Genomic DNA, 17,628 nt, shown 5'->3' on the forward strand with positions numbered 1-17,628 from the left:
GTTCCCCGCCTGCGTTAGGAAGCGCGCACTATAGTGAAATCCGCTTGCGTGGCAATGCGGTTGAGCGCGCCCGGTCAGGCGATGATGTCAGGGGTCAGGCGATCCTCGATCAGCCGGATGATATCCTTCAGGCGCAGCTTTTGTTTCTTCAGCCGCTTCACCGTCAACTGATCAGCGGTGCCGGTCGCTTCGAGCGCCTTGATTGCCTCGTCCAGGTCGCGGTGCTGCTGGCGAAACACCTCCAGCTCGACGCGCAGAACCTCGTCGGTTTTCATCGAAATGTCGGTGGGCGCATTCATGGGCGACTCATGTGTGGCTGGTGGTGCGTGTTACACAAGATAGTGCGTTCAAGTGAATCCGCCTAGACCTTGTGGAGACACACGTTTCATCCCATATTGTCTTGTGCGCAGCTGCCTTTACGGGGCCGCGCATCACGTCGCTTTGACAAAGAAGGACGAGAAAACGTGTCAAAACTTACTCTTGGCTCATACCCGCATCTTCTGGGGTTCGAGCAGCTGGAACGCCTTCTGGAACGGTCTGCAAAGGCCGGAAACGAAGGGTATCCGCCCTACAACATCGAACAGACGTCGGATCATTCCTACCGCATTACCTTGGCCGTGGCCGGGTTTGCCGAGGATGACCTGTCGATCACCATCGAAGATCGGCAACTGGTGATCCGGGGCCGTCAGCGCGACGACAGCGAGGGGCGCGTGTTCCTGCACCGCGGCATCGCGGCCCGTCAGTTCCAGCGCATGTTCGTGCTGGCCGACGGTGTCGAGGTCGGCGAGGCCATCATGGAAAATGGTCTTCTTCATATCGACCTGACCCGCGCCGTGCCCGAAACCGTTGTGCAGACGATCAACATAAGGAAGGGGTAAGCCATGAATACACCGTATGAAATCAACACCGAAGGCAATCGGATCGTCTATGTGAAGGCCGTGAACGTGGCCAACCTGCCGCACGAGGTGCGCACGCAGGTGGGTGATCTGGATCATCTTTATGCCGTTCACGATTCAGATGGGCAGCAACTGGCGCTTGTCGCCGATCGAAAGCTGGCCTTCGTACTGGCGCGGCAGCATGACCTGTCTCCGGTGGCCGTGCACTGACACGGGCACAGACCGATTCAGCGTGACAAGCGGCGTGTGAGGCGTCAAACATGCCACCCGCGGGTTTGCATTCCCGGCACTTTCTGACTGCAAGCACGAGAGGGCGCATGAGCTGGTTCGATTTCGATTGGGTGGATGCCTTCAGCGACACGGCATTCGGCGGAAATGGCTGTGCAGTCGTGCATGGTGGCGCGCATTTGCCGGAATCGGTCTGCACGGCGTTTGTCCGCGAGACGTCTTTGGTCGAATGCACATTTACCGGACCATCCGATGTAGCGGATATTCGAGTGCGGTATTTCCTTGCCAGCCGTGAAATTCCCTTTGCCGGACACCCGACCATTGCGACCGTAGCTGCCATGCGCCATCGTGGAATGATATCTGGTGACGCACTGACGCTGGAAACCGGAGCAGGAATCGTGTCAATCCAGCTGCATGGCGACCAGATTGAGATGACCCAGATCGCGCCCGAATTCGGCACGCGGGTGCCAGAAGACCTTGTTGCCGCTGCGATCGGCCTACCTGCAAGCGCGATCATTTCGCCGCCGCAGATGGTTTCGACCGGGCTTCCATTTTGCATTACAGTTCTGCGGGATCATGCAGCCTTGCGCGCGGCACAACTGAATGTGGATGCACTGCAACGGGTGGCGGAAACTGCCGGATATGCCGGCTCTGACATGGCCGAACCTTTCCTTGTGACCCTGCAGGGGGCTACGGCTCAAGGGGATACGTTCTCGCGTTTGTTGCTGGCACCGCCCAGCCCACCCGAAGATCCGTTCACCGGCTCCGCTACCGGTGCAATGGCGGCTTACCTGTGGAAATACGGGCTGATGCCGAAAGAGAGCTTTGTCGCCGAACAAGGCCACGACATGGGCCGCCCAGGTCAGGCGACTGTAACGCGGGTCGGGCCAACGGATGCGATGACGGGCATCAAGGTTGCCGGCCGCGGGTTTGTCCTGATGCGCGGCCAGACCGACCTGCCGGACAGCCTGCAATGACCGAACCTGCGATCGCGATTCTGCCCTATGGGCACCGCTTGGGGCCAAAGCTCGCTTCGGTTCCGCTGGCAGATCTGAATTGGCCGCTGGGCTGCCCCGAGCGCCTGTCAGGAAAGACCGTAGGTGACCTCGCGCCCACCGACCACCTGATCATGTATCCCAATTCCACCGTACACCTGCGCATGCGACGCGGCACGCGGGCTCGGATATCGCTGATGATGGGCGAGCCATCGGCCATACATGGCAAGCACGACCGGATGCTGCGCTGGACCTGGCGGCGGTTTTTCCGGGTGTTCACCTTTCACGACGTATTGCTGAACAGCCTGCCCAACGCGGTTTTCCTGCCCTATGGCGTGACCCAAGTCCCCGAGTGGCAGGATCTGAGCGTCGTAAAGACGCGGTCATGCTCGCTGATCGCGTCGGCGAAGCGCGATCTGGAGGGGCACCAGCTGAGGCACAGGCTGATCGATTGGGCCCGCGACACAGGCGCTGACATCGACATCATGGGCCGCGGCTATCAACCGTTCGAGCACAAGTCAGACGGGTTGGCACCTTATCGTTATTCGGTCGTCATCGAAAACGTGCGCGAGAGGAACTACTTCTCGGAGAAGCTGATCGACGCCGTTCTGTGTTCGACAGTCCCGATCTATTGGGGGTGCCCCAATATCGGCGACTTCCTCGATACCAAGGGGATGATCCTGTGCGAAACCGAGGCGGACATCCAGCAGGCCGTGCAGATGCTGTCGGTGGAAGACTATGAAAAACGCCTGCCGTATCTGCGGGCGATGCAGCCGCAAGCCGCCATCTTTGGAGAGTTCGAACTGAGGGCTGCCGAGGCCCTGCGGGATCAGCTTTCAGCAGGCTGACTGTGCAACACGCGCACTTTGGCTCTGCCGGAGTGGGTCAGCGCCGCGAGACACGTTCCAGATAATCGATCGCGTCCTGCAATTCCTCCAGAATGTCATACCAGCCATCCACGTCGTTCAGCCGGCGGAACTCGGCTTTGACCGAGTCGTGGTGCATCATGTCCTTGGCCTCTTTGAGACTGTCGCGCGCCGAGTCTGGCTCCATGTTGCCGGCAGCGGTCTTGGCCGCATCGATGACCTCAAGGATCTGGCGAAGACGGGTCGTGCCGGGCGTCGGCGGAACCGGTGGCACGACAAGCCCCAAAGGGTGATCCTGGGGCGGCGGCTGCAGTGTATCCAGCGCCTTTTGAATCTTGGCTTTGATCTTGTCGCATTCCTTCACCCAATCCGCGTAGGTGCGGATCGATTTCAGAAGGTCCAGCAGCCAGTCTATGGGGATAAATGGTGTCAGGCACCCAGCCACAGCCGGCGAAGCCATCAACGCCGGAAGTTGCAACCGGGAAAACTGGGCGATCTTGTAGTCGGCAATTACCGCTGCGCGGTTGTCTCCCGCAAACATGGCTCCGCCATCTTCGGTGCTTTTTTGAGTTGCCATATGTTCACCCTCCCAAAGGATGCTGATAAATTATGTCTGCGCAAAATATGTCAAATAGTAGCATTTTCTGGATGAAACGTCGAACTACCGCAAATCTGCGCGGATGGAAGGGGGGTGTTCAAAGCAGTGTTCTGGAAATGAAAGACCCCCGGAGATGTCTCCGGGGGTTAGTGTTGATAGCAGTTGGCTGTGGCTCAGGATCCGGCGATCAATCCCATGCTTTCCAGCTTCAGCAGAACCTGATGGGCGCAGTTGTCCACGTCCACATTCTCGGTCTCGACGCGCAGTTCCGGGTTTTCCGGCACATCGTAAGGGTCCGAAATACCAGTGAACTCTTTGATCTTGCCTTCACGCGCGAGCTTGTACAGGCCTTTGCGGTCGCGGCGTTCGCATTCCTCGATGCTGGTGGCCACGTGAACTTCGCAGAACGCGCCGAATTGCTCGATCTCCTCGCGCACGGCGCGGCGGGTGGTGGCGTAGGGCGCGATCGGGGCACAGATGGCGATGCCGCCGTTCTTGGTGATCTCGGAGGCCACATAGCCGATGCGGCGGATGTTCAGGTCGCGGTGTTCCTTCGAGAAGCCCAGTTCCGAGCTCAGGTTCTTGCGGACGATGTCACCGTCCAGCAACGTGACGGGACGGCCGCCCATCTCCATCAGCTTGACCATCAGAGCGTTTGCGATGGTCGATTTGCCCGAGCCCGAGAAACCGGTGAAGAAGACGGTAAAGCCCTGCTGGCTGCGCGGCGGATAGCGGCGGCGCAGCTGCTCGACCACCTCAGGGAACGAGAACCACTCGGGGATCTCCAGCCCCTCGCGCAGGCGGCGGCGCAGTTCGGTGCCCGAGATGTTCAGGATCGTGACGTTGTCGCGGTCCTCGATCTCGTCCGCGGGTTCGTACTGGGCGCGTTCCTGCACATAGACCATGTGTTTGAAATCGACCATCTCGATGCCGATCTCGTCCTGGAATTTGCGGAACAGGTCCTGGGCGTCATAGGGGCCATAGAAATCCTCGCCCAGGCTGTTCTTGCCGGGGCCGGCATGGTCGCGGCCGACGATGAAGTGGGTGCAGCCGTGGTTTTTGCGGATCAGGCCGTGCCAGACCGCTTCGCGCGGACCAGCCATGCGCATCGCCAGGTTCAGCAGGCTCATGGTGGTGGTCGAGGCCGGGTACTTGTCCAACACCGCCTCATAGCAGCGCACGCGGGTGAAGTGATCGACATCGCCGGGCTTGGTCAGGCCCACGACCGGGTGGATCAGCAGGTTGGCCTGAGCCTCACGCGCGGCGCGAAAGGTCAGTTCCTGGTGTGCGCGGTGCAGCGGGTTGCGGGTCTGGAAGGCGACGATGCGGCGCCAGCCCAGCTTGCGGAAATAGGCGCGCAGCTCGTTCGGGGTGTCGCGGCGGGCCTTGAAGTCATAGTGCACCGGCGGCTGGATGCCGGTCACGGGACCGCCCAGATAGACCTTGCCTGCCACGTTGTGCAGGTAGTTCACTGCGGGGTGCGCATCATCATCGGCACCGAACACCTTCTCGGCCTCACGCGACTTGTCCGGGGTCCAGCGGTCGGTAACGGTCATGGTCGCCAGGATCACGCCTTCCTGGTCGCGCAGCGCAATGTCCTGACCCAGTTCGATCTTCTCGGCGAAGCCCTCGCTGACATCCAGCGTGATCGGCATCGGCCAAAGGCTTCCGTCGGCCAGGCGCATGTTTTCGACAACGCTGTCATAGTCTTCCTGACTCAGAAAGCCCTTGAGCGGGTTGAACCCGCCATTCATCAGCAATTCCAGATCACAGATCTGGCGCGGGGTCAGGTCCCAGCTGGTCAGGTCGGCGGCTTCGACTTTCAGCTTTTGGGCGGATTCATAGGAAACATACAGTTCTGGGATCGGAGCCAGGTTACTCAACATCGTCATCGCAATACTCTTGAGGCAGTGTGGTCAGTCAGTGATTCAGGTGCATTTCCGGGCCATGTGCCCCGGTCGTCAGTCGAAGTCCATATACATTCATGAAACAAAGGAGGATATGCGCGGTTTTTCCCCGGAATGGAAGGTTTTTCCGGGCCTGAACCAAAAAGGCGACGAAAATCCCACCGGATGGGGACAATATCGTCACCCGGCGGCGATCTGTTCTGGAGAGGACAGAAGTTGGTCCAGATCCAGAGCGCGCTCGACGGGCAGGGCAGTGACGGGCTGGGTTACGCCCCGCAGTTGGAACAGACGCAGGTCAAGCCCATCGGTCTCAAACCCGGCCGCGCGCAGCACGGCTTCCGAGACCAACAGCTCGGCCCCGAGCGCCTTGGTTTCTCCTTCCAGCCGACTGGCGACGTTCACGGCGTCTCCGATGATGGTCCGCGCGGCGTGGCCGGCAGCACCGATCTCTCCCAACACAAGGTCGCCCAGGTGCAGGCCCATGCCGATGCGGATCGCGGGGCTATTTTCCTGGGACAGCTGCTGGTTGAATTGCGCAAGCGCATGACTGATGTCGATCGCAGCTTTCAGGGCAGAACGGGCCGAGCTGGACGTGTCGGGTGTTTCGAACACGGCCAAAAGGCCATCGCCCATGTATTTGTCGACGACCCCGCCGTCTGCGGTAATGGCTGGAACAATGGCGTCAAAGAACCGGTTCAGCAGGAACACGATGTCATAGGGCAGTTGCCCCGTTGTGCGCGCGGTAAACCCGCGCATGTCCAGAAACAGCACGGCCAGTTTACGCTCTTGCCCCTGGCTGGCATGCGCCCGCTGGCGTCCACCATCCGGCCGGAAAACACGGAAAACCGTCAAGGGGCTGGAGGGGCGGACCTGGCAGGCAAGGCGCGTGCGCTGTGGGGCCCCCACGGCTTTCAGGCTGCGGGCTTCGACCTCGCTGGGCGGTGGCAGTGACTCGGCGCCATCTTCGACGATGACACGGCAGGTGGTGCAGCGCCCCCGGCCGCCGCACAGTGCGGTATGCGGAATACCGTTGGCTTGTGACATCTCAAGCAGTGTCATGCCTTTCTCTGAGGTCACTTCCGGCCCATCGACATATCTGACGCGCACCGAGTGTCGTCTGCGCCAAAGCTTGCCCCCGAAATGGAACGCAAGAGCTGCGGCAAGCGCGATCCAGAAGGCCATCAAGGCTTTGTCCTTGACGCTGAACAAAACCTGGAACTCTTCGGGGCCGGGCCAGTTGTAATGCTCGATATACTGTTCGCGTAGATCCGGATCCGCAAAATCCATCCAGATGCGCCGCCCTTCTGTCAGCAAACCGGCCAGGGCAAAGCTTGGGATGAAGACGGCAACTCCGATCAGATAGGGTACGGTTTGACGCCACCACGAGGTCAGTCGCAGCCAGATATGAAGTCCGATGCACCCGTGTATCCAGACGATCAGCATCAGCAGGCTTTGCATCCAGATGGCCGAATTTGGCCACATCAGAATGATGATGTAGCCCATCTCATCATTCACGTCGAAAACCTGATGCGCATAGCGTGTCTGTACGACGTGCGAGATCAGTTGCAGCGGAATGAGAAGGCCAAGAACGATCTGCAGGGCCGTATGAAAAGGCATTCGCAGGGTTCGGCGCTGGGCGATCGACACCAATGCCAGACCTGCATGTGCGATCAGGGCAAGATACAGGACAGCGCTGCCAATCGAATGGCGCGTGACCGTTTTCCGAGAGTCCTGCATGTCATGCAGGTAGTCGGTGTGAAACAGCCCCAACCCAATATTGATGAAGTGGAAGAAAGCAAAGGCAAACAGCACAAGACCACTGATGATCCTGAGACGGGTCGCCCAACTGCCCTGCCAAAGGGGGGTGTTCAAAAGATCACCTGAAATCTGCCGCGCTCGGGGCAAGTCTGCGTTGCCGCGCAGTGCGGGTCAAGGTGCCAGAGGAGGGCGGTACGCAGCGCCGAAGGCGCTGCGCGTCGCGGTCATTCCTGTTCGGCAAGGAACCGTTCGGCATCCAGCGCCGCCATGCAGCCCATTCCGGCCGAGGTCACCGCCTGCCGGTACACATGGTCGGTCAGGTCACCGGCCGCGAACACGCCGGGGATCGAGGTCTGCGTGGTGCCGGGTTTGGTTTTGACATAGCCGCCCATGTGGGTTTCCAGCACGTCCTTGACCAGTTCGTTGGCAGGTGCGTGGCCGATGGCGACGAACACGCCCTTGCAGGGGATCTCGGTGATTTCGCCCGTCTTGACGTTCTTCACCCGCACGCCTTCGACGCCCAGCGGGTTATCGGTGCCAATCACTTCCTCCAGCTGGTGGAACCACAACGGCTCGATCTTGTCGTTCTTGAACAGGCGGTCCTGAAGGATCTTCTCGGCCCGCAGTTCGTCCCGGCGGTGGATCAGCGTGACCTTGCTGGCGAAATTGGTCAGGAACAGCGCTTCTTCCACGGCGGTGTTGCCGCCGCCGATCACCACGATCTCCTGTCCGCGATAGAAGAACCCGTCACAGGTGGCGCAGGCCGACACGCCGAAGCCCTTGAATTTCTCTTCCGACGGCAGCCCCAGCCATTTGGCGCGTGCGCCGGTCGCGAGGATGACCGCGTCCGCAGTGTAGACGGTGCCGCTGTCGCCCTTGGCGGTGAAGGGACGTTTCGACAGATCCAGGTCGTTGATGATGTCACCGATCACCTCGCAGCCCATGGCCTTGGCGTGATCCTGCATGCGCACCATCAGGTCGGGGCCTTGAACTTCGGTGTCGCCTGGCCAGTTTTCGACCTCGGTGGTGGTGGTCAGCTGGCCGCCCGGTTCGATGCCCTGCACCAGAATCGGGTTCAGCATCGCGCGGCTGGCATAGACGCCCGCAGTGTATCCGGCAGGCCCCGATCCGATGATCAGAACCTTGGTGTGTCGTGTCTCGGCCATGGAACCCCCACTCGATTATTGCCTGAGCGCCGTCGTGGGCGCCGGGCTTCGATATAGCGACAGCATCGGTCAGCTTAAAGCCCCTTCGTCTCACGCGTCCGTCATGTTGTACTAAGGTGCCGGCTTGCCTGATCGACAGACAAAGATTATTGCGCTGTTGCGAAAGAATATTGCGCATGGCACCTGCGCTGATATAAGAACCGAAAATTTCAGGAGCACCGCATGGTCACGACACGGCTGGACGAGATCGACCGAAAGATCCTTGCAGAACTGCAGGCAGACGGGCGAATGACCAATGTCGAGCTCGCCAAACGTGTCGGAATCTCGGCCCCACCCTGCCTGCGGCGCGTACGCACGCTGGAGGAGGCCGGCTTTATCCGAGGATACCACGCTGAGGTCAACGCCCGGGAACTGGGGTTCGAAGTTCAGGTCTTTGCGATGGTTGGCCTTGAAAGCCAAGCCGAGGCGGAGCTGCGGGCGTTCGAAGACCGCTGCCGAGACTGGCCGCTGGTCCGGGAATGCCACATGCTGAACGGCGAGGTCGACTTCATCCTGAAATGCGTCGCCCCCGACCTCAGCAGTTTTCAACAGTTCCTGACGGGTGAGTTGCTGACCACGCCGAACGTGGCCAGCGTCAAGACTTCGCTTGTCATCCGCGGTGCAAAAGACGAACCCGGCGTGCCGTTCGACGTATTGGAAGAACGGATGAACCGGACGGCGTAAAGCCGACGCGTCTGGTTTGCGATGCGCATGGCGGCAGAACCGCCACGATGGCCAGAGAAATGGCCCAACTCAGTAAAATCTGCATGTTGCCCCCCAAAATGCAGTGGTGATGGTTAAAGCTGTCACGCCGTGATGGCGTCGATCTCGCCCTCCCCGGCGCGTGCCATAAGCAACGGACCGAAATCGTGCAAGGAATGGATATGCGCGAACAGGTTCAGGTAGATCGAGCGCAGCGAGTGGCTCATCATCCGGACCGCGTTCACGCCGGGATGATAGGTTTCGAACTGCAGCCCATCGACATTGATGACCGCGTGGCGCTCCAGGCAGATATGGAACAGCTCGACCGGAGTGGGCGGCTGCGTTTCGATTACGGACATGCCGTCCTGAAATTCGGCAACGGGTGTCAGCATCGGCTGGCCACCTCCAAGATGCCTCAGATGCGCCGGCGTCGCCAGCAAGCGGGCCGCGGGGCCGGCAATGACGCCGGACAATGGTTTTTGCATGCCGAACGTGTCTGCCATGATGCGGGTCAAAGGGCGTGTCCGCCCGCGCGAGTCTTCGCGACCAGGTACCAGAGTGACCGAGCCTTTCCACAGCACCTTTTCGGATGCGCCGGTCTGGGTCAGGACCGTGTCGCCCGGCATCAGGTCCTCGATGGCGACCGGGCCGTGTTCCGTCTCGACCAGTGACCCACGTGTAAAGGCGCAGAACGCGTCTTCGAAAACGGGCAGAGCCGGAGCGATGTGGCGTGTCTGCGAAACTTCCCCGTTTTTCAGCAGCGCACTCACTTCGTATCGACGCAGTTGCGCCTTCTGTTTGGCGCCTGGACGCGGTGCTTCGCGCAGCAGTGCCGAAGTGTCGACGGCATTCTGCGCGGCACGCGCCAGTGAATTTGGAATAGTCATATTATTCCGTTCCTTCCAATACGCCGAACAGGCGGGAAACATCCCTGTGCAGGCCCGCCTGACAGCTTGATTCTTTGTCTTGAAAAAAGTGCGCCACCTCCATGCGGGTGCCGACATGGCCGCGCATGGCGAATGGATTTCGCATTCGTTTGGTCAACACAATGACCCCCCAGACAAACTCGTACATTGCGAACGTAATTGTCCGCACACAAACGCCCTGAAAAACGTCGGCTGCGAATACCAGCCTCGGTTAACGCACCGGCCCAGAGCAGCTTCCGGTGCGCGTCTTGCCCTGTTGAGGCCGGCAGCTGGCCCCAGAGGGATTTCGTATCAGCGTCGCGCGGCCAACCGGCGCACGACCCTTGCAGAGTGACTGGAAACCCGCTTCCAGGGCATTTCCGGTTGTTGGTCCCTGGCGGCCGCGACAACGGCGCGAAGAAAGCGAGATTTCAACTTCATATTCATGTCCTGCTCGATGTTTGGGGCTAAGCCCTTTTCCCTTTGTAAAGCCAATGTGACGCGTCTTTGCGGCAGCGATGTGGCTGTTCCGGGATCAATTGAGGACAAAGATGAAGTCTTGCGGCACCCCCTGAGTTTGGATGCCAGAAATCAGACGTTCGGAGAACGTATAACCATCTGAACACTGGCAAAAATTAACAACGATTCTGATGACAGATAGACACAATAAATGTGGCGGAAAAGTGGCGCTTTCGCCTCAATTCGGCCGATCTTTACAATCGTATGGCGGAAATCAGGCGGCCGTAATCCGCCTCGCCGGCATGGGTCGCGCGCCGGTAGGAATAGAACTTTTCGGGATCGGAATAAGTGCAATGCCGTGTCCATTCTGCCTGCCCGACACCGGCCTGACGCAGCTTGTGAAGGCCAAAGGCCGGCAGGTCGAAATGCATCCGGTCACCTTGCCCATTTGCAAAGAAACGCGCGTTGTCCTGGCTGTCCAAAAGGAAGTCATCCAGAAACTCGGGGCCAACCTCGTAGGCGCGCTGCGAGATCGTCGGGCCGATGACGGCGGTGATGTCTTTTCGGTGCGCGCCCAGCGCCTCCATGGCGTCCAGCGTCGCCTCTAGGACACCGTCCAGAGCACCGCGCCATCCTGCATGTGCCGCCCCGATCACTTTCGCTTGAGGATCCGCAAACAGCACCGGCTGGCAGTCGGCCGTCAGGATCGTCAGCGCGAGGCCCGGCGTTGCGGTAACGATTGCATCGGCCCTTGGCTTCTCGCCTGCAATCGGCTTGTCGATGGTGATCACGTGCGGGGAATGTACCTGATGCACGCCGACCAATGCATCCAGTTCAACGCCCATGGCCTCGGCCACTCTGCTCCGGTTCAGCGCGACCGCCTCGCTTAGGTCGGACGAGCCGGTGCCGCAATTCAGTCCGCTGAAGATACCGGAAGAGGCGCCGCCCTTGCGACTGAAGAACCCGTGTCGAATCGGTGACAGCAAATCCGAGGTCAGAATTTCCAGAGTCATGTCCCAAGTCCCGATGGTGGCATCGCAGTTTTCGGGTAGAGGCCCAGCACCTTGAACAGGTTTCCCATTTCCTCGGGATGCGTCAACCGCCGATGTGCACGAACCAGCGTTTCCAGTTTTGATCCGGTCAATGCGCTGGCCAGAGATTGTGCGCGTTGGGTGATGCCCAGACGCTCAAGAAACACACCCTGAGGCGTCAGCCGCGTATGGGCGCAGCCCGTCGCGCGCGCCGCAATTGCCAGCGTTTCAAAATCCACATGTGCAGTCAGGTCGGCCTGACCCGGTGTGGCGAGCGGATCGACGCATTCGTGCCCCTTGACGGCCTGCAACGTATCGCCCAGCGAACGCCAGTCGCCATAGTCGATAACGAGAGCCATACCACCGTGGCTGCGGATGATGCGGGCCGTTTCGGTCACGATGGGAACGGCCGCCGCGCACAGCTCGACCAGATCACCGTCCCGTGTATCCTCGAGGCGCGTCGCCAAGGCCGCCTGCGTCGCCCTCGGGCCAAGGCCGAATGCCAGCTGATCGCCCTGCAGACCCACAAGACGTTCGCACCAGCCGTCGCCGTCGCGCAGAAACTGGCGGATGGGCAGGGCGTCGAAGAATTCGTTGGCCACAAGAAACAGCGGAAGCTCTGGGAGATCGCCCACCGAAACGATCCATTTCGGTGCGTGCGCATCCAGGGCCTCGGCTTGAAGTCCGCGCAGAATGGGCGAGGCTTCGAGCAATACCACCTGCGCGGCGTCGTGGAACCCGGGCACGCCCCGGGTCGCCCGTAGAATGTCGGCCATGAGTGTTCCGCGCCCCGGGCCCAGCTCGACCAGCGCAAACCGGCCGGGTCTGCCTTGATCAATCCAGCTCTGCGCGAGGCAAAGACCAATCACTTCGCCGAACATCTGGCTGATTTCCGGAGCGGTGACAAAGTCTCCATGTGTGCCTATTGGGTCGCGGGTGGTGTAGTAGCCGTGCGTTGGATGCAGAAGGCATTCGGCCATATAGTCCGCCACGCTCATCGGCCCGTCCTGCCGGATGCGGTCGGTCAGATGGCCAAGCAAGCTCATGCCGCCCGCCGTGCCCGTAGGGCAAACCACAAGCCGACTGCGATCATCGGTACAGATAGGATCTGGCCCATCGTCAGGCCGTAGCCGCCCACATGCCACGCAAGTCCAAGCGGGTTTCCGGCCGAGACGAATTGCGCATCGGGTTGGCGAAAGAACTCGACGATGAAGCGCGAAGCGCCATAGCCCGCCAGAAATACGCCCATGATGCGACCGGGCCAATGAAATGCGCCGCGCCGATAGACCAGCCACAACAATAGCAGGCCCAACAGCACGCCTTCCAGCGCAGCCTCGTACAACTGCGACGGGTGGCGGGCGCAAAGCCCAGCAGCGACATTGGCGCAGTCCTGAGCTGCTGCGCCGGGAAAGATCACCGCCCAGGGCAGTTCGCTGGGTCGGCCCCACAGCTCGGCATTGAAGAAATTGGCCAAACGGCCAAGCAAAAGGCCGGGGGGAACAGTATGGGCGATCAAGTCGGCCAGTGAAAGCAAGGGGGCCGAATGGCGTCGCGCGAAGACCAGCGCTGCGGTCACCACACCCAGAAGGCCGCCGTGAAAGGACATGCCACCCTGCCAGACCTTCAGGATCTCAAGCGGGTGGAACAGGTAGTATTCGGGCTGATAGAACAGGACAAAGCCCAACCGCCCGCCGATGATGACCCCCAGGATGATCCAGGTGATCAGGTCCTCCAACTGGTCCGGTCTCAGAGGAGGGGATTGATCCGGCCACAAAGCGGGACGGCGCACCGCCATCACCGCCATGCGCCACGCGATCAGGATGCCCGCGATATAGGCCAGCGCATACCACCGCAGCGCGAACTCGATCCCGAAGGCGGAAATCGAGAACAGCTCGGGCGACAGATCGGGGAAATTCAAAACAGCTTGCATGTGCGTCTCATTGCCCGGGGTTGGCTGACCAAGTCAACCTTGAGACTGGGCTCTCTATCCCCCATATAGAAGGCATTCGCGATTCCGGAGTAGACACATGCAAACCCGCAACAAGTTTCTGGACGATATGTCCCAGTTGATGACCAACGCAATGGGCGTGGCGCAGGGTGCGCGAGAAGAGGCTGAAACGGCGATGAAGTCCTTGGTCGACCGCTGGCTGGCGGATCGCGACTTTGTCACGCGAGAAGAGTTCGATGCCGTCCGCGCGATGGCCCAGAAAGCGCGCGAAGAAAACGCGTCACTGGAAGCGCGGATCGCCGCGCTTGAAGCCAAGCTGGACAAATAAGCCCAGCCGCAGATCGGCATTTCGGAATTTTTGGCAAGACCCTACACCGCTCAACCCGCGCTGGGTGTCGCAGTGTGGGGAGTCTCGCCGCATTGCGAAAATAAATCAAGGCAAAGCTGCAGGGTGCGCCAATATTTTGGTGGCCGTTGCCAGCTGTCCACAACTTATTGCTGTTATCCCCAAGAATGGGGGTTGCCAGAGTCCCAGCCACAGCGCACCATATTTAGTACAGGCCTATGGGGGAAGCCCGGCTTGTAGAGCAGGCAACTAGCGCTGGGGCGCTGCCAGCCCCGAAATGCTAGGTATTAAGTGAGGTGGCACCATGGCACTTTCCGAGCAGTATTTCGAAGAAGACATTCATCCGATTGATATTGTCGAACATCTGGCTGAACACCACGATTGGGATTTCGACCGGATCGGTGACGACCAGATCGCCATGGCGGTCGAAGGACAGTGGCGCACCTACTCGATAACGTTGGCCTGGTCCAACTATGACGAGACCCTGCGGATGGTCTGCTCGTTCGAGATGGAGCCGCCCGAGGACCGGGTTTCCGATCTCTATGAATTGCTGAACCGCATGAATGACCAGTGCTGGGCCGGCGCCTTCACCTACTGGGGCAATCAGAAGCTGATGGTCTACCGCTACGGTCTGGTGCTCAGCGGCGGGCAATCGGCCAGCCCCGAACAGATTGACACGATGATCACCGCCGCTGTCCTGAGCGCCGAGCGTTACTATCCTGCGATCCAGTTGGTAACCTGGGGCAACCGTACGCCCGAGGATGCGATGCAAGTCGCCATTGCAGAGGCTTACGGCCGCGCGTAAAGCTTTGCCCCAAACCGCAAAAGCAGGGGAGGGGCAATCATGGACATGTCACGCGTCGCGGATCAGGGGCTGGTGCTTCTGGGATGCGGCAAGATGGGGTCGGCCATGTTGGCCGGTTGGCTCGAACATGGCCTGCCATCCGCATCCGTATGGGTGATCGACCCCAACCCTTCCGATTGGCTCAGGGCGCAAGGGGTCAATATCAACACCCCACTTCCTGAAAGACCTGCCGTCGTTCTGGTTGCCGTCAAACCTCAGATGATGGGCGAGGCATTGCCGGCAATTCAGGCGTTTGGGGGAGGTGGAACCCTGTTCATCTCGGTCGCCGCCGGAACTTCCATCGCCACGTTCGAGCGCGTTCTGGGGGCTGGCACACCGATCATTCGGGCCATGCCGAACACGCCCGCGGCGATCCGGCAAGGCATTACCGCGCTGATCGGAAACGCCAGCACGTCGGGTTCTGACATGACACTGGCCGAAGATCTGCTTTCGGCCATCGGTGATACCGTGCGCCTGCAGGATGAGGCGCAGATGGACGCGGTCACCGGTCTCAGCGGCTCGGGCCCGGCCTATGTCTTTCATTTGATTGAAACGCTGGCTGCCGCCGGCGAGGCGCAAGGCCTTCCGCATGATCTGGCCATGCGCTTGGCCAAGGCGACGGTTGCCGGGGCAGGGGCCCTGGCGATAGCGTCCGAGGAAGATCCGTCGCAATTGCGCATCAATGTCACGTCACCCAACGGAACGACGCAGGCAGCGCTGGAAGTCCTGATGCATGAACAGGAAGGGTTTCCAAACCTGTTGCACCGAGCCGTAAAGGCGGCAACCGATCGATCCAAGGAGTTGTCCGGTGAGTGAAATATCCTTCGACGACTTCCTCAAAGTCGACATCCGCGTAGGTGAAGTCACCCGGGCCGAACCCTATCCCGAGGCGCGCAAGCCCGCGATCAAGATGTGGATCGACTTCGGCGACGAGATCGGCGAGCGCAAGACCTCGGCACAGGTTACCGTGCATTACACGCCCGAATCCCTTGTGGGCAAACAAGTGCTGGCCGTGGTCAATTTCCCGCCGCGTCAGATCGGACGGTTCATGTCTGAGGTTCTTGTTCTGGGTCTGCCCGACGAATCGGGCGAGATTGTTTTGATCGGTCCTGATGGCAAAGTTCCCGTGGGCGGGCGGATGCACTGATGAAGCTGTTGATCACCCGACCGATGACCCCCGCGGTCACGGCCCGCGCGCGGGATGAGTTCGACGTCGATATCCGAGATAGCAACGCACCGCTCAGCATTGATGAGTTGGCGCGCGCATTGCGGGACTACGACGTGGTCGTTCCGACTTTGGGCGATGTCTTTTCGGCCAATGTCTTTGAAATGGTCACGGTTCCGCGGTGCAAATTGCTGGCCAATTTCGGGGTGGGTTTCAATCACATTGATGTGGCGGCAGCGCAGGCTGCTGGTGTTCGCGTGACCAACACACCGGGGGCGGTCACGGATGCAACAGCGGACATTGCCATGACCCTGCTGCTGGCAACGGCCCGCCGCGCGGGCGAGGGTGAACGGCTGGTCCGGTCCGGCAATTGGCGGGGCTGGCACCCGACCCAGATGCTGGGACAGCACGTCACCGGGAAACGGGTCGGAATCATCGGAATGGGACGGATCGGGCAAGCCATTGCCCGGCGCTGTCATTTCGGGTTCGGGATGCAGGTCAGCTATCAATCCCGAACGCCCAAGGATCTGGATTTCCCTGCCGAGTTCGTTCCCGACTTGGCGACCCTGGCTGCTGTGGTCGATTTTCTGGTCGTCGCCGTCCCCGGTGGTGTTGACACCTTCCACCTCATAGACGCTTCGGTTCTTTCAGCGATGCGGCCGTCGGCTATTCTGGTCAACATCGCTCGCGGAGAAGTCGTGGACGAAGCCGCACTGATCCATGCGTTGAAAACCGGCCAGATCGCCGGTGCCGGGCTGGATGTCTATGAGTTTGAACCGGCCGTGCCGCAGGCCCTGCGCGAGATGGAGAATCTCACCCTGTTGCCGCATCTGGGCACCGCGACCGAGGAAGTGCGCACGGATATGGGGCACATGGCTTTGGACAATGTGGCGGCTTTTGTCGCCGGCCGACCGTTGCCAAATCTGGTCTAACTGCCCACGGCCTCGCGCCAGTGTCTCCGGCAGAGTGAAACATAGGTCTCGTTTCCGCCGATCTGCACCTGCGCACCTTGAGTGATGGTTTTGCCGTTTTCGTCCTGACGGATCACCATCGTGGCTTTCCGCCCGCATCTGCAGATGGTGCGGACCTCGCGCATTTCATCGGCTAGGGCCAGCAGAGCCGCTGAACCGGGGAACAGCTTGCCTTGAAAATCCACTCGCAACCCGTAGGCCAGAACCGGTACTTTGAGGTCATCCACCGCGCGGGCCAATTGCCAGACCTGTTCTTCGGTCAGAAACTGCGCCTCGTCCACAAAAACACAGGCCACTTTCCCCTGATCAAGACGGTCTTGAATCATCGCAAACACATCGTCGCGGGGATTGAACGTATCGGCCTGTTCCGAGATTCCGATCCGCGATGCTATACGTCCCTGGCCCGCGCGCCCGTCAATGGCTGCGGTCATCAGATAGGTGTCCATGCCGCGCTCGCGATAGTTGTGCGACGCCTGAAGCAGCACCGTGGACTTGCCTGCGTTCATGGTTGAGTAGTTAAAGTACAGCTTGGCCATGGGCTGGGTCTAATCGGCTCACGCTGCGCGAGCAAGTCGTCAATGTCCTGAAAGGAATCGACGCCGCCATTGCAGTCGCAGAGGCCGAGCATATGCTCTTGGGGATGGATAACCCCGCTTCCACAACAGCGACACCGCCGGCCACGAAATGGCCGAAACAGCGCAGGGCCTGAAATACTGCCCCACAAACACTCTTTACCGGCATTAACTGCCGCCACTCACTCACAAAACCCCCGCATATCTGAGGGATAGCCAACATATGACATTT

The 17,628-nt window shown here is 60.2% G+C and carries 21 protein-coding genes; 10 read left to right on the forward strand and 11 right to left on the reverse strand.

Features of this window, described 5'->3' with window-relative positions; genetic code table 11:
• Window positions 1-74: 74 nt before the first annotated feature.
• Complete coding sequence (locus tag ACR0FC_RS09005; RefSeq protein WP_005981552.1) at window positions 75-299, reverse strand: YdcH family protein; 225 nt, start codon at window positions 297-299, stop codon at window positions 75-77.
• Between the two features lie 165 nt (window positions 300-464).
• Between ACR0FC_RS09005 and ACR0FC_RS09010 the strand changes: the two genes are divergently transcribed.
• From ACR0FC_RS09010 to ACR0FC_RS09025, 4 genes are all read left to right on the forward strand, one after another.
• A complete protein-coding gene (locus ACR0FC_RS09010; RefSeq protein ID WP_093964658.1) occupies window positions 465-878 on the forward strand; it encodes an Hsp20 family protein in 414 nt (137 codons plus the stop codon).
• 3 nt (window positions 879-881) lie between these two features.
• On the forward strand, window positions 882-1,106 hold the full coding sequence (locus ACR0FC_RS09015; RefSeq protein WP_093964659.1) for a DUF1150 family protein: 225 nt from the start codon (window positions 882-884) through the stop codon (window positions 1,104-1,106).
• 107 nt (window positions 1,107-1,213) lie between these two features.
• On the forward strand, window positions 1,214-2,101 hold the full coding sequence (locus ACR0FC_RS09020) for a PhzF family phenazine biosynthesis protein (RefSeq protein WP_170339990.1): 888 nt from the start codon (window positions 1,214-1,216) through the stop codon (window positions 2,099-2,101).
• Window positions 2,098-2,967 carry a glycosyltransferase family 10 gene (locus ACR0FC_RS09025; RefSeq protein ID WP_170339992.1) on the forward strand — a complete coding sequence of 290 codons (870 nt, stop codon included), beginning with the start codon at window positions 2,098-2,100 and terminating at the stop codon, window positions 2,965-2,967. Before ACR0FC_RS09020 ends, ACR0FC_RS09025 begins: the two co-directional genes overlap by 4 nt.
• A gap of 37 nt (window positions 2,968-3,004) precedes the next feature.
• Here ACR0FC_RS09025 and ACR0FC_RS09030 read toward each other — a convergent pair whose 3' ends face one another.
• The 4 genes from ACR0FC_RS09030 to trxB all read right to left on the reverse strand — a co-directional run bounded on the left by ACR0FC_RS09030 (window position 3,005) and on the right by trxB (window position 8,414).
• Window positions 3,005-3,562 carry a hypothetical protein gene (locus tag ACR0FC_RS09030; RefSeq protein ID WP_170339994.1) on the reverse strand — a complete coding sequence of 186 codons (558 nt, stop codon included), beginning with the start codon at window positions 3,560-3,562 and terminating at the stop codon, window positions 3,005-3,007.
• 194 nt (window positions 3,563-3,756) lie between these two features.
• Window positions 3,757-5,475: a bifunctional sulfate adenylyltransferase/adenylylsulfate kinase gene (locus tag ACR0FC_RS09035; protein ID WP_170339995.1), complete on the reverse strand. Its 1,719-nt coding sequence runs from the start codon at window positions 5,473-5,475 to the stop codon at window positions 3,757-3,759.
• A gap of 195 nt (window positions 5,476-5,670) precedes the next feature.
• Window positions 5,671-7,362 (reverse strand): adenylate/guanylate cyclase domain-containing protein, encoded by a 1,692-nt coding sequence (locus tag ACR0FC_RS09040; protein ID WP_170339997.1) that lies wholly within the window; start codon window positions 7,360-7,362, stop codon window positions 5,671-5,673.
• A 110-nt stretch (window positions 7,363-7,472) separates the two neighbouring features.
• The gene (trxB, locus tag ACR0FC_RS09045; protein ID WP_093964665.1) at window positions 7,473-8,414 is read right to left on the reverse strand and encodes a thioredoxin-disulfide reductase; all 942 of its coding nucleotides are present in this window, start codon (window positions 8,412-8,414) and stop codon (window positions 7,473-7,475) included.
• A gap of 222 nt (window positions 8,415-8,636) precedes the next feature.
• Here trxB and ACR0FC_RS09050 point away from each other — a divergent pair, with 222 nt between their 5' ends.
• Entirely contained in the window at window positions 8,637-9,137 is a 501-nt protein-coding gene (locus tag ACR0FC_RS09050; protein WP_093964666.1) for an Lrp/AsnC family transcriptional regulator, read from the forward strand.
• A 122-nt stretch (window positions 9,138-9,259) separates the two neighbouring features.
• Here ACR0FC_RS09050 and ACR0FC_RS09055 read toward each other — a convergent pair whose 3' ends face one another.
• The 5 genes from ACR0FC_RS09055 to lgt form a co-directional block, all read right to left on the reverse strand.
• Window positions 9,260-10,042 (reverse strand): Hint domain-containing protein, encoded by a 783-nt coding sequence (locus ACR0FC_RS09055; protein ID WP_170339999.1) that lies wholly within the window; start codon window positions 10,040-10,042, stop codon window positions 9,260-9,262.
• Window position 10,043: 1 nt separating this feature from the next.
• A complete protein-coding gene (locus ACR0FC_RS09060) occupies window positions 10,044-10,229 on the reverse strand; it encodes a hypothetical protein (RefSeq protein ID WP_170340001.1) in 186 nt (61 codons plus the stop codon).
• Between the two features lie 544 nt (window positions 10,230-10,773).
• On the reverse strand, window positions 10,774-11,532 hold the full coding sequence (gene pgeF / locus ACR0FC_RS09065) for a peptidoglycan editing factor PgeF (protein WP_170340003.1): 759 nt from the start codon (window positions 11,530-11,532) through the stop codon (window positions 10,774-10,776).
• Entirely contained in the window at window positions 11,529-12,596 is a 1,068-nt protein-coding gene (locus ACR0FC_RS09070; RefSeq protein WP_170340005.1) for a class I SAM-dependent methyltransferase, read from the reverse strand. Before ACR0FC_RS09070 ends, pgeF begins: the two co-directional genes overlap by 4 nt.
• Window positions 12,593-13,480, reverse strand: coding sequence for a prolipoprotein diacylglyceryl transferase (lgt, locus tag ACR0FC_RS09075; protein WP_170340007.1), 888 nt, complete (start codon window positions 13,478-13,480; stop codon window positions 12,593-12,595). Before lgt ends, ACR0FC_RS09070 begins: the two co-directional genes overlap by 4 nt.
• A gap of 97 nt (window positions 13,481-13,577) precedes the next feature.
• Between lgt and ACR0FC_RS09080 the strand changes: the two genes are divergently transcribed.
• From ACR0FC_RS09080 to ACR0FC_RS09100, 5 genes are all read left to right on the forward strand, one after another.
• Window positions 13,578-13,826, forward strand: a complete 249-nt coding sequence (locus tag ACR0FC_RS09080) for an accessory factor UbiK family protein (RefSeq protein WP_170340009.1) — start codon at window positions 13,578-13,580, stop codon at window positions 13,824-13,826.
• A gap of 322 nt (window positions 13,827-14,148) precedes the next feature.
• Window positions 14,149-14,649 carry a type III secretion system chaperone family protein gene (locus ACR0FC_RS09085; protein ID WP_093964674.1) on the forward strand — a complete coding sequence of 167 codons (501 nt, stop codon included), beginning with the start codon at window positions 14,149-14,151 and terminating at the stop codon, window positions 14,647-14,649.
• Between the two features lie 39 nt (window positions 14,650-14,688).
• A complete protein-coding gene (proC, locus tag ACR0FC_RS09090; protein WP_170340011.1) occupies window positions 14,689-15,504 on the forward strand; it encodes a pyrroline-5-carboxylate reductase in 816 nt (271 codons plus the stop codon).
• A complete protein-coding gene (locus tag ACR0FC_RS09095; protein WP_170340013.1) occupies window positions 15,497-15,835 on the forward strand; it encodes a tRNA-binding protein in 339 nt (112 codons plus the stop codon). Before proC ends, ACR0FC_RS09095 begins: the two co-directional genes overlap by 8 nt.
• On the forward strand, window positions 15,835-16,785 hold the full coding sequence (locus tag ACR0FC_RS09100) for a 2-hydroxyacid dehydrogenase (RefSeq protein WP_170340015.1): 951 nt from the start codon (window positions 15,835-15,837) through the stop codon (window positions 16,783-16,785). The genes ACR0FC_RS09095 and ACR0FC_RS09100 overlap by 1 nt, the downstream gene beginning before the upstream one ends.
• Here the strand turns inward: ACR0FC_RS09100 and ACR0FC_RS09105 are convergent.
• Window positions 16,782-17,360, reverse strand: a complete 579-nt coding sequence (locus ACR0FC_RS09105) for a thymidine kinase (protein WP_093964678.1) — start codon at window positions 17,358-17,360, stop codon at window positions 16,782-16,784. The two genes, ACR0FC_RS09100 and ACR0FC_RS09105, sit on opposite strands and share 4 nt — an antisense overlap.
• Window positions 17,361-17,628 lie beyond the last annotated feature (268 nt).

It is taken from the genome of Ruegeria sp. BB9 (genome assembly GCF_056539345.1).

Coding starts and splice junctions, on each gene's coding strand:
- ACR0FC_RS09050 (WP_093964666.1), top strand. CDS start 8,637: ATGGTCACGACACGGCTGGACGAGATCGACCGAAAGATCCTTGCAGAA.
- ACR0FC_RS09080 (WP_170340009.1), top strand. CDS start 13,578: ATGCAAACCCGCAACAAGTTTCTGGACGATATGTCCCAGTTGATGACC.
- ACR0FC_RS09060 (WP_170340001.1), bottom strand. CDS start 10,229: ATGTACGAGTTTGTCTGGGGGGTCATTGTGTTGACCAAACGAATGCGA.
- ACR0FC_RS09005 (WP_005981552.1), bottom strand. CDS start 299: ATGAATGCGCCCACCGACATTTCGATGAAAACCGACGAGGTTCTGCGC.
- ACR0FC_RS09105 (WP_093964678.1), bottom strand. CDS start 17,360: ATGGCCAAGCTGTACTTTAACTACTCAACCATGAACGCAGGCAAGTCC.
- proC (WP_170340011.1), top strand. CDS start 14,689: ATGGACATGTCACGCGTCGCGGATCAGGGGCTGGTGCTTCTGGGATGC.
- ACR0FC_RS09030 (WP_170339994.1), bottom strand. CDS start 3,562: ATGGCAACTCAAAAAAGCACCGAAGATGGCGGAGCCATGTTTGCGGGA.
- ACR0FC_RS09025 (WP_170339992.1), top strand. CDS start 2,098: ATGACCGAACCTGCGATCGCGATTCTGCCCTATGGGCACCGCTTGGGG.
- lgt (WP_170340007.1), bottom strand. CDS start 13,480: ATGCAAGCTGTTTTGAATTTCCCCGATCTGTCGCCCGAGCTGTTCTCG.
- ACR0FC_RS09020 (WP_170339990.1), top strand. CDS start 1,214: ATGAGCTGGTTCGATTTCGATTGGGTGGATGCCTTCAGCGACACGGCA.
- ACR0FC_RS09100 (WP_170340015.1), top strand. CDS start 15,835: ATGAAGCTGTTGATCACCCGACCGATGACCCCCGCGGTCACGGCCCGC.
- pgeF (WP_170340003.1), bottom strand. CDS start 11,532: ATGACTCTGGAAATTCTGACCTCGGATTTGCTGTCACCGATTCGACAC.
- ACR0FC_RS09015 (WP_093964659.1), top strand. CDS start 882: ATGAATACACCGTATGAAATCAACACCGAAGGCAATCGGATCGTCTAT.
- ACR0FC_RS09035 (WP_170339995.1), bottom strand. CDS start 5,475: ATGACGATGTTGAGTAACCTGGCTCCGATCCCAGAACTGTATGTTTCC.
- ACR0FC_RS09070 (WP_170340005.1), bottom strand. CDS start 12,596: ATGAGCTTGCTTGGCCATCTGACCGACCGCATCCGGCAGGACGGGCCG.
- ACR0FC_RS09085 (WP_093964674.1), top strand. CDS start 14,149: ATGGCACTTTCCGAGCAGTATTTCGAAGAAGACATTCATCCGATTGAT.
- ACR0FC_RS09055 (WP_170339999.1), bottom strand. CDS start 10,042: ATGACTATTCCAAATTCACTGGCGCGTGCCGCGCAGAATGCCGTCGAC.
- trxB (WP_093964665.1), bottom strand. CDS start 8,414: ATGGCCGAGACACGACACACCAAGGTTCTGATCATCGGATCGGGGCCT.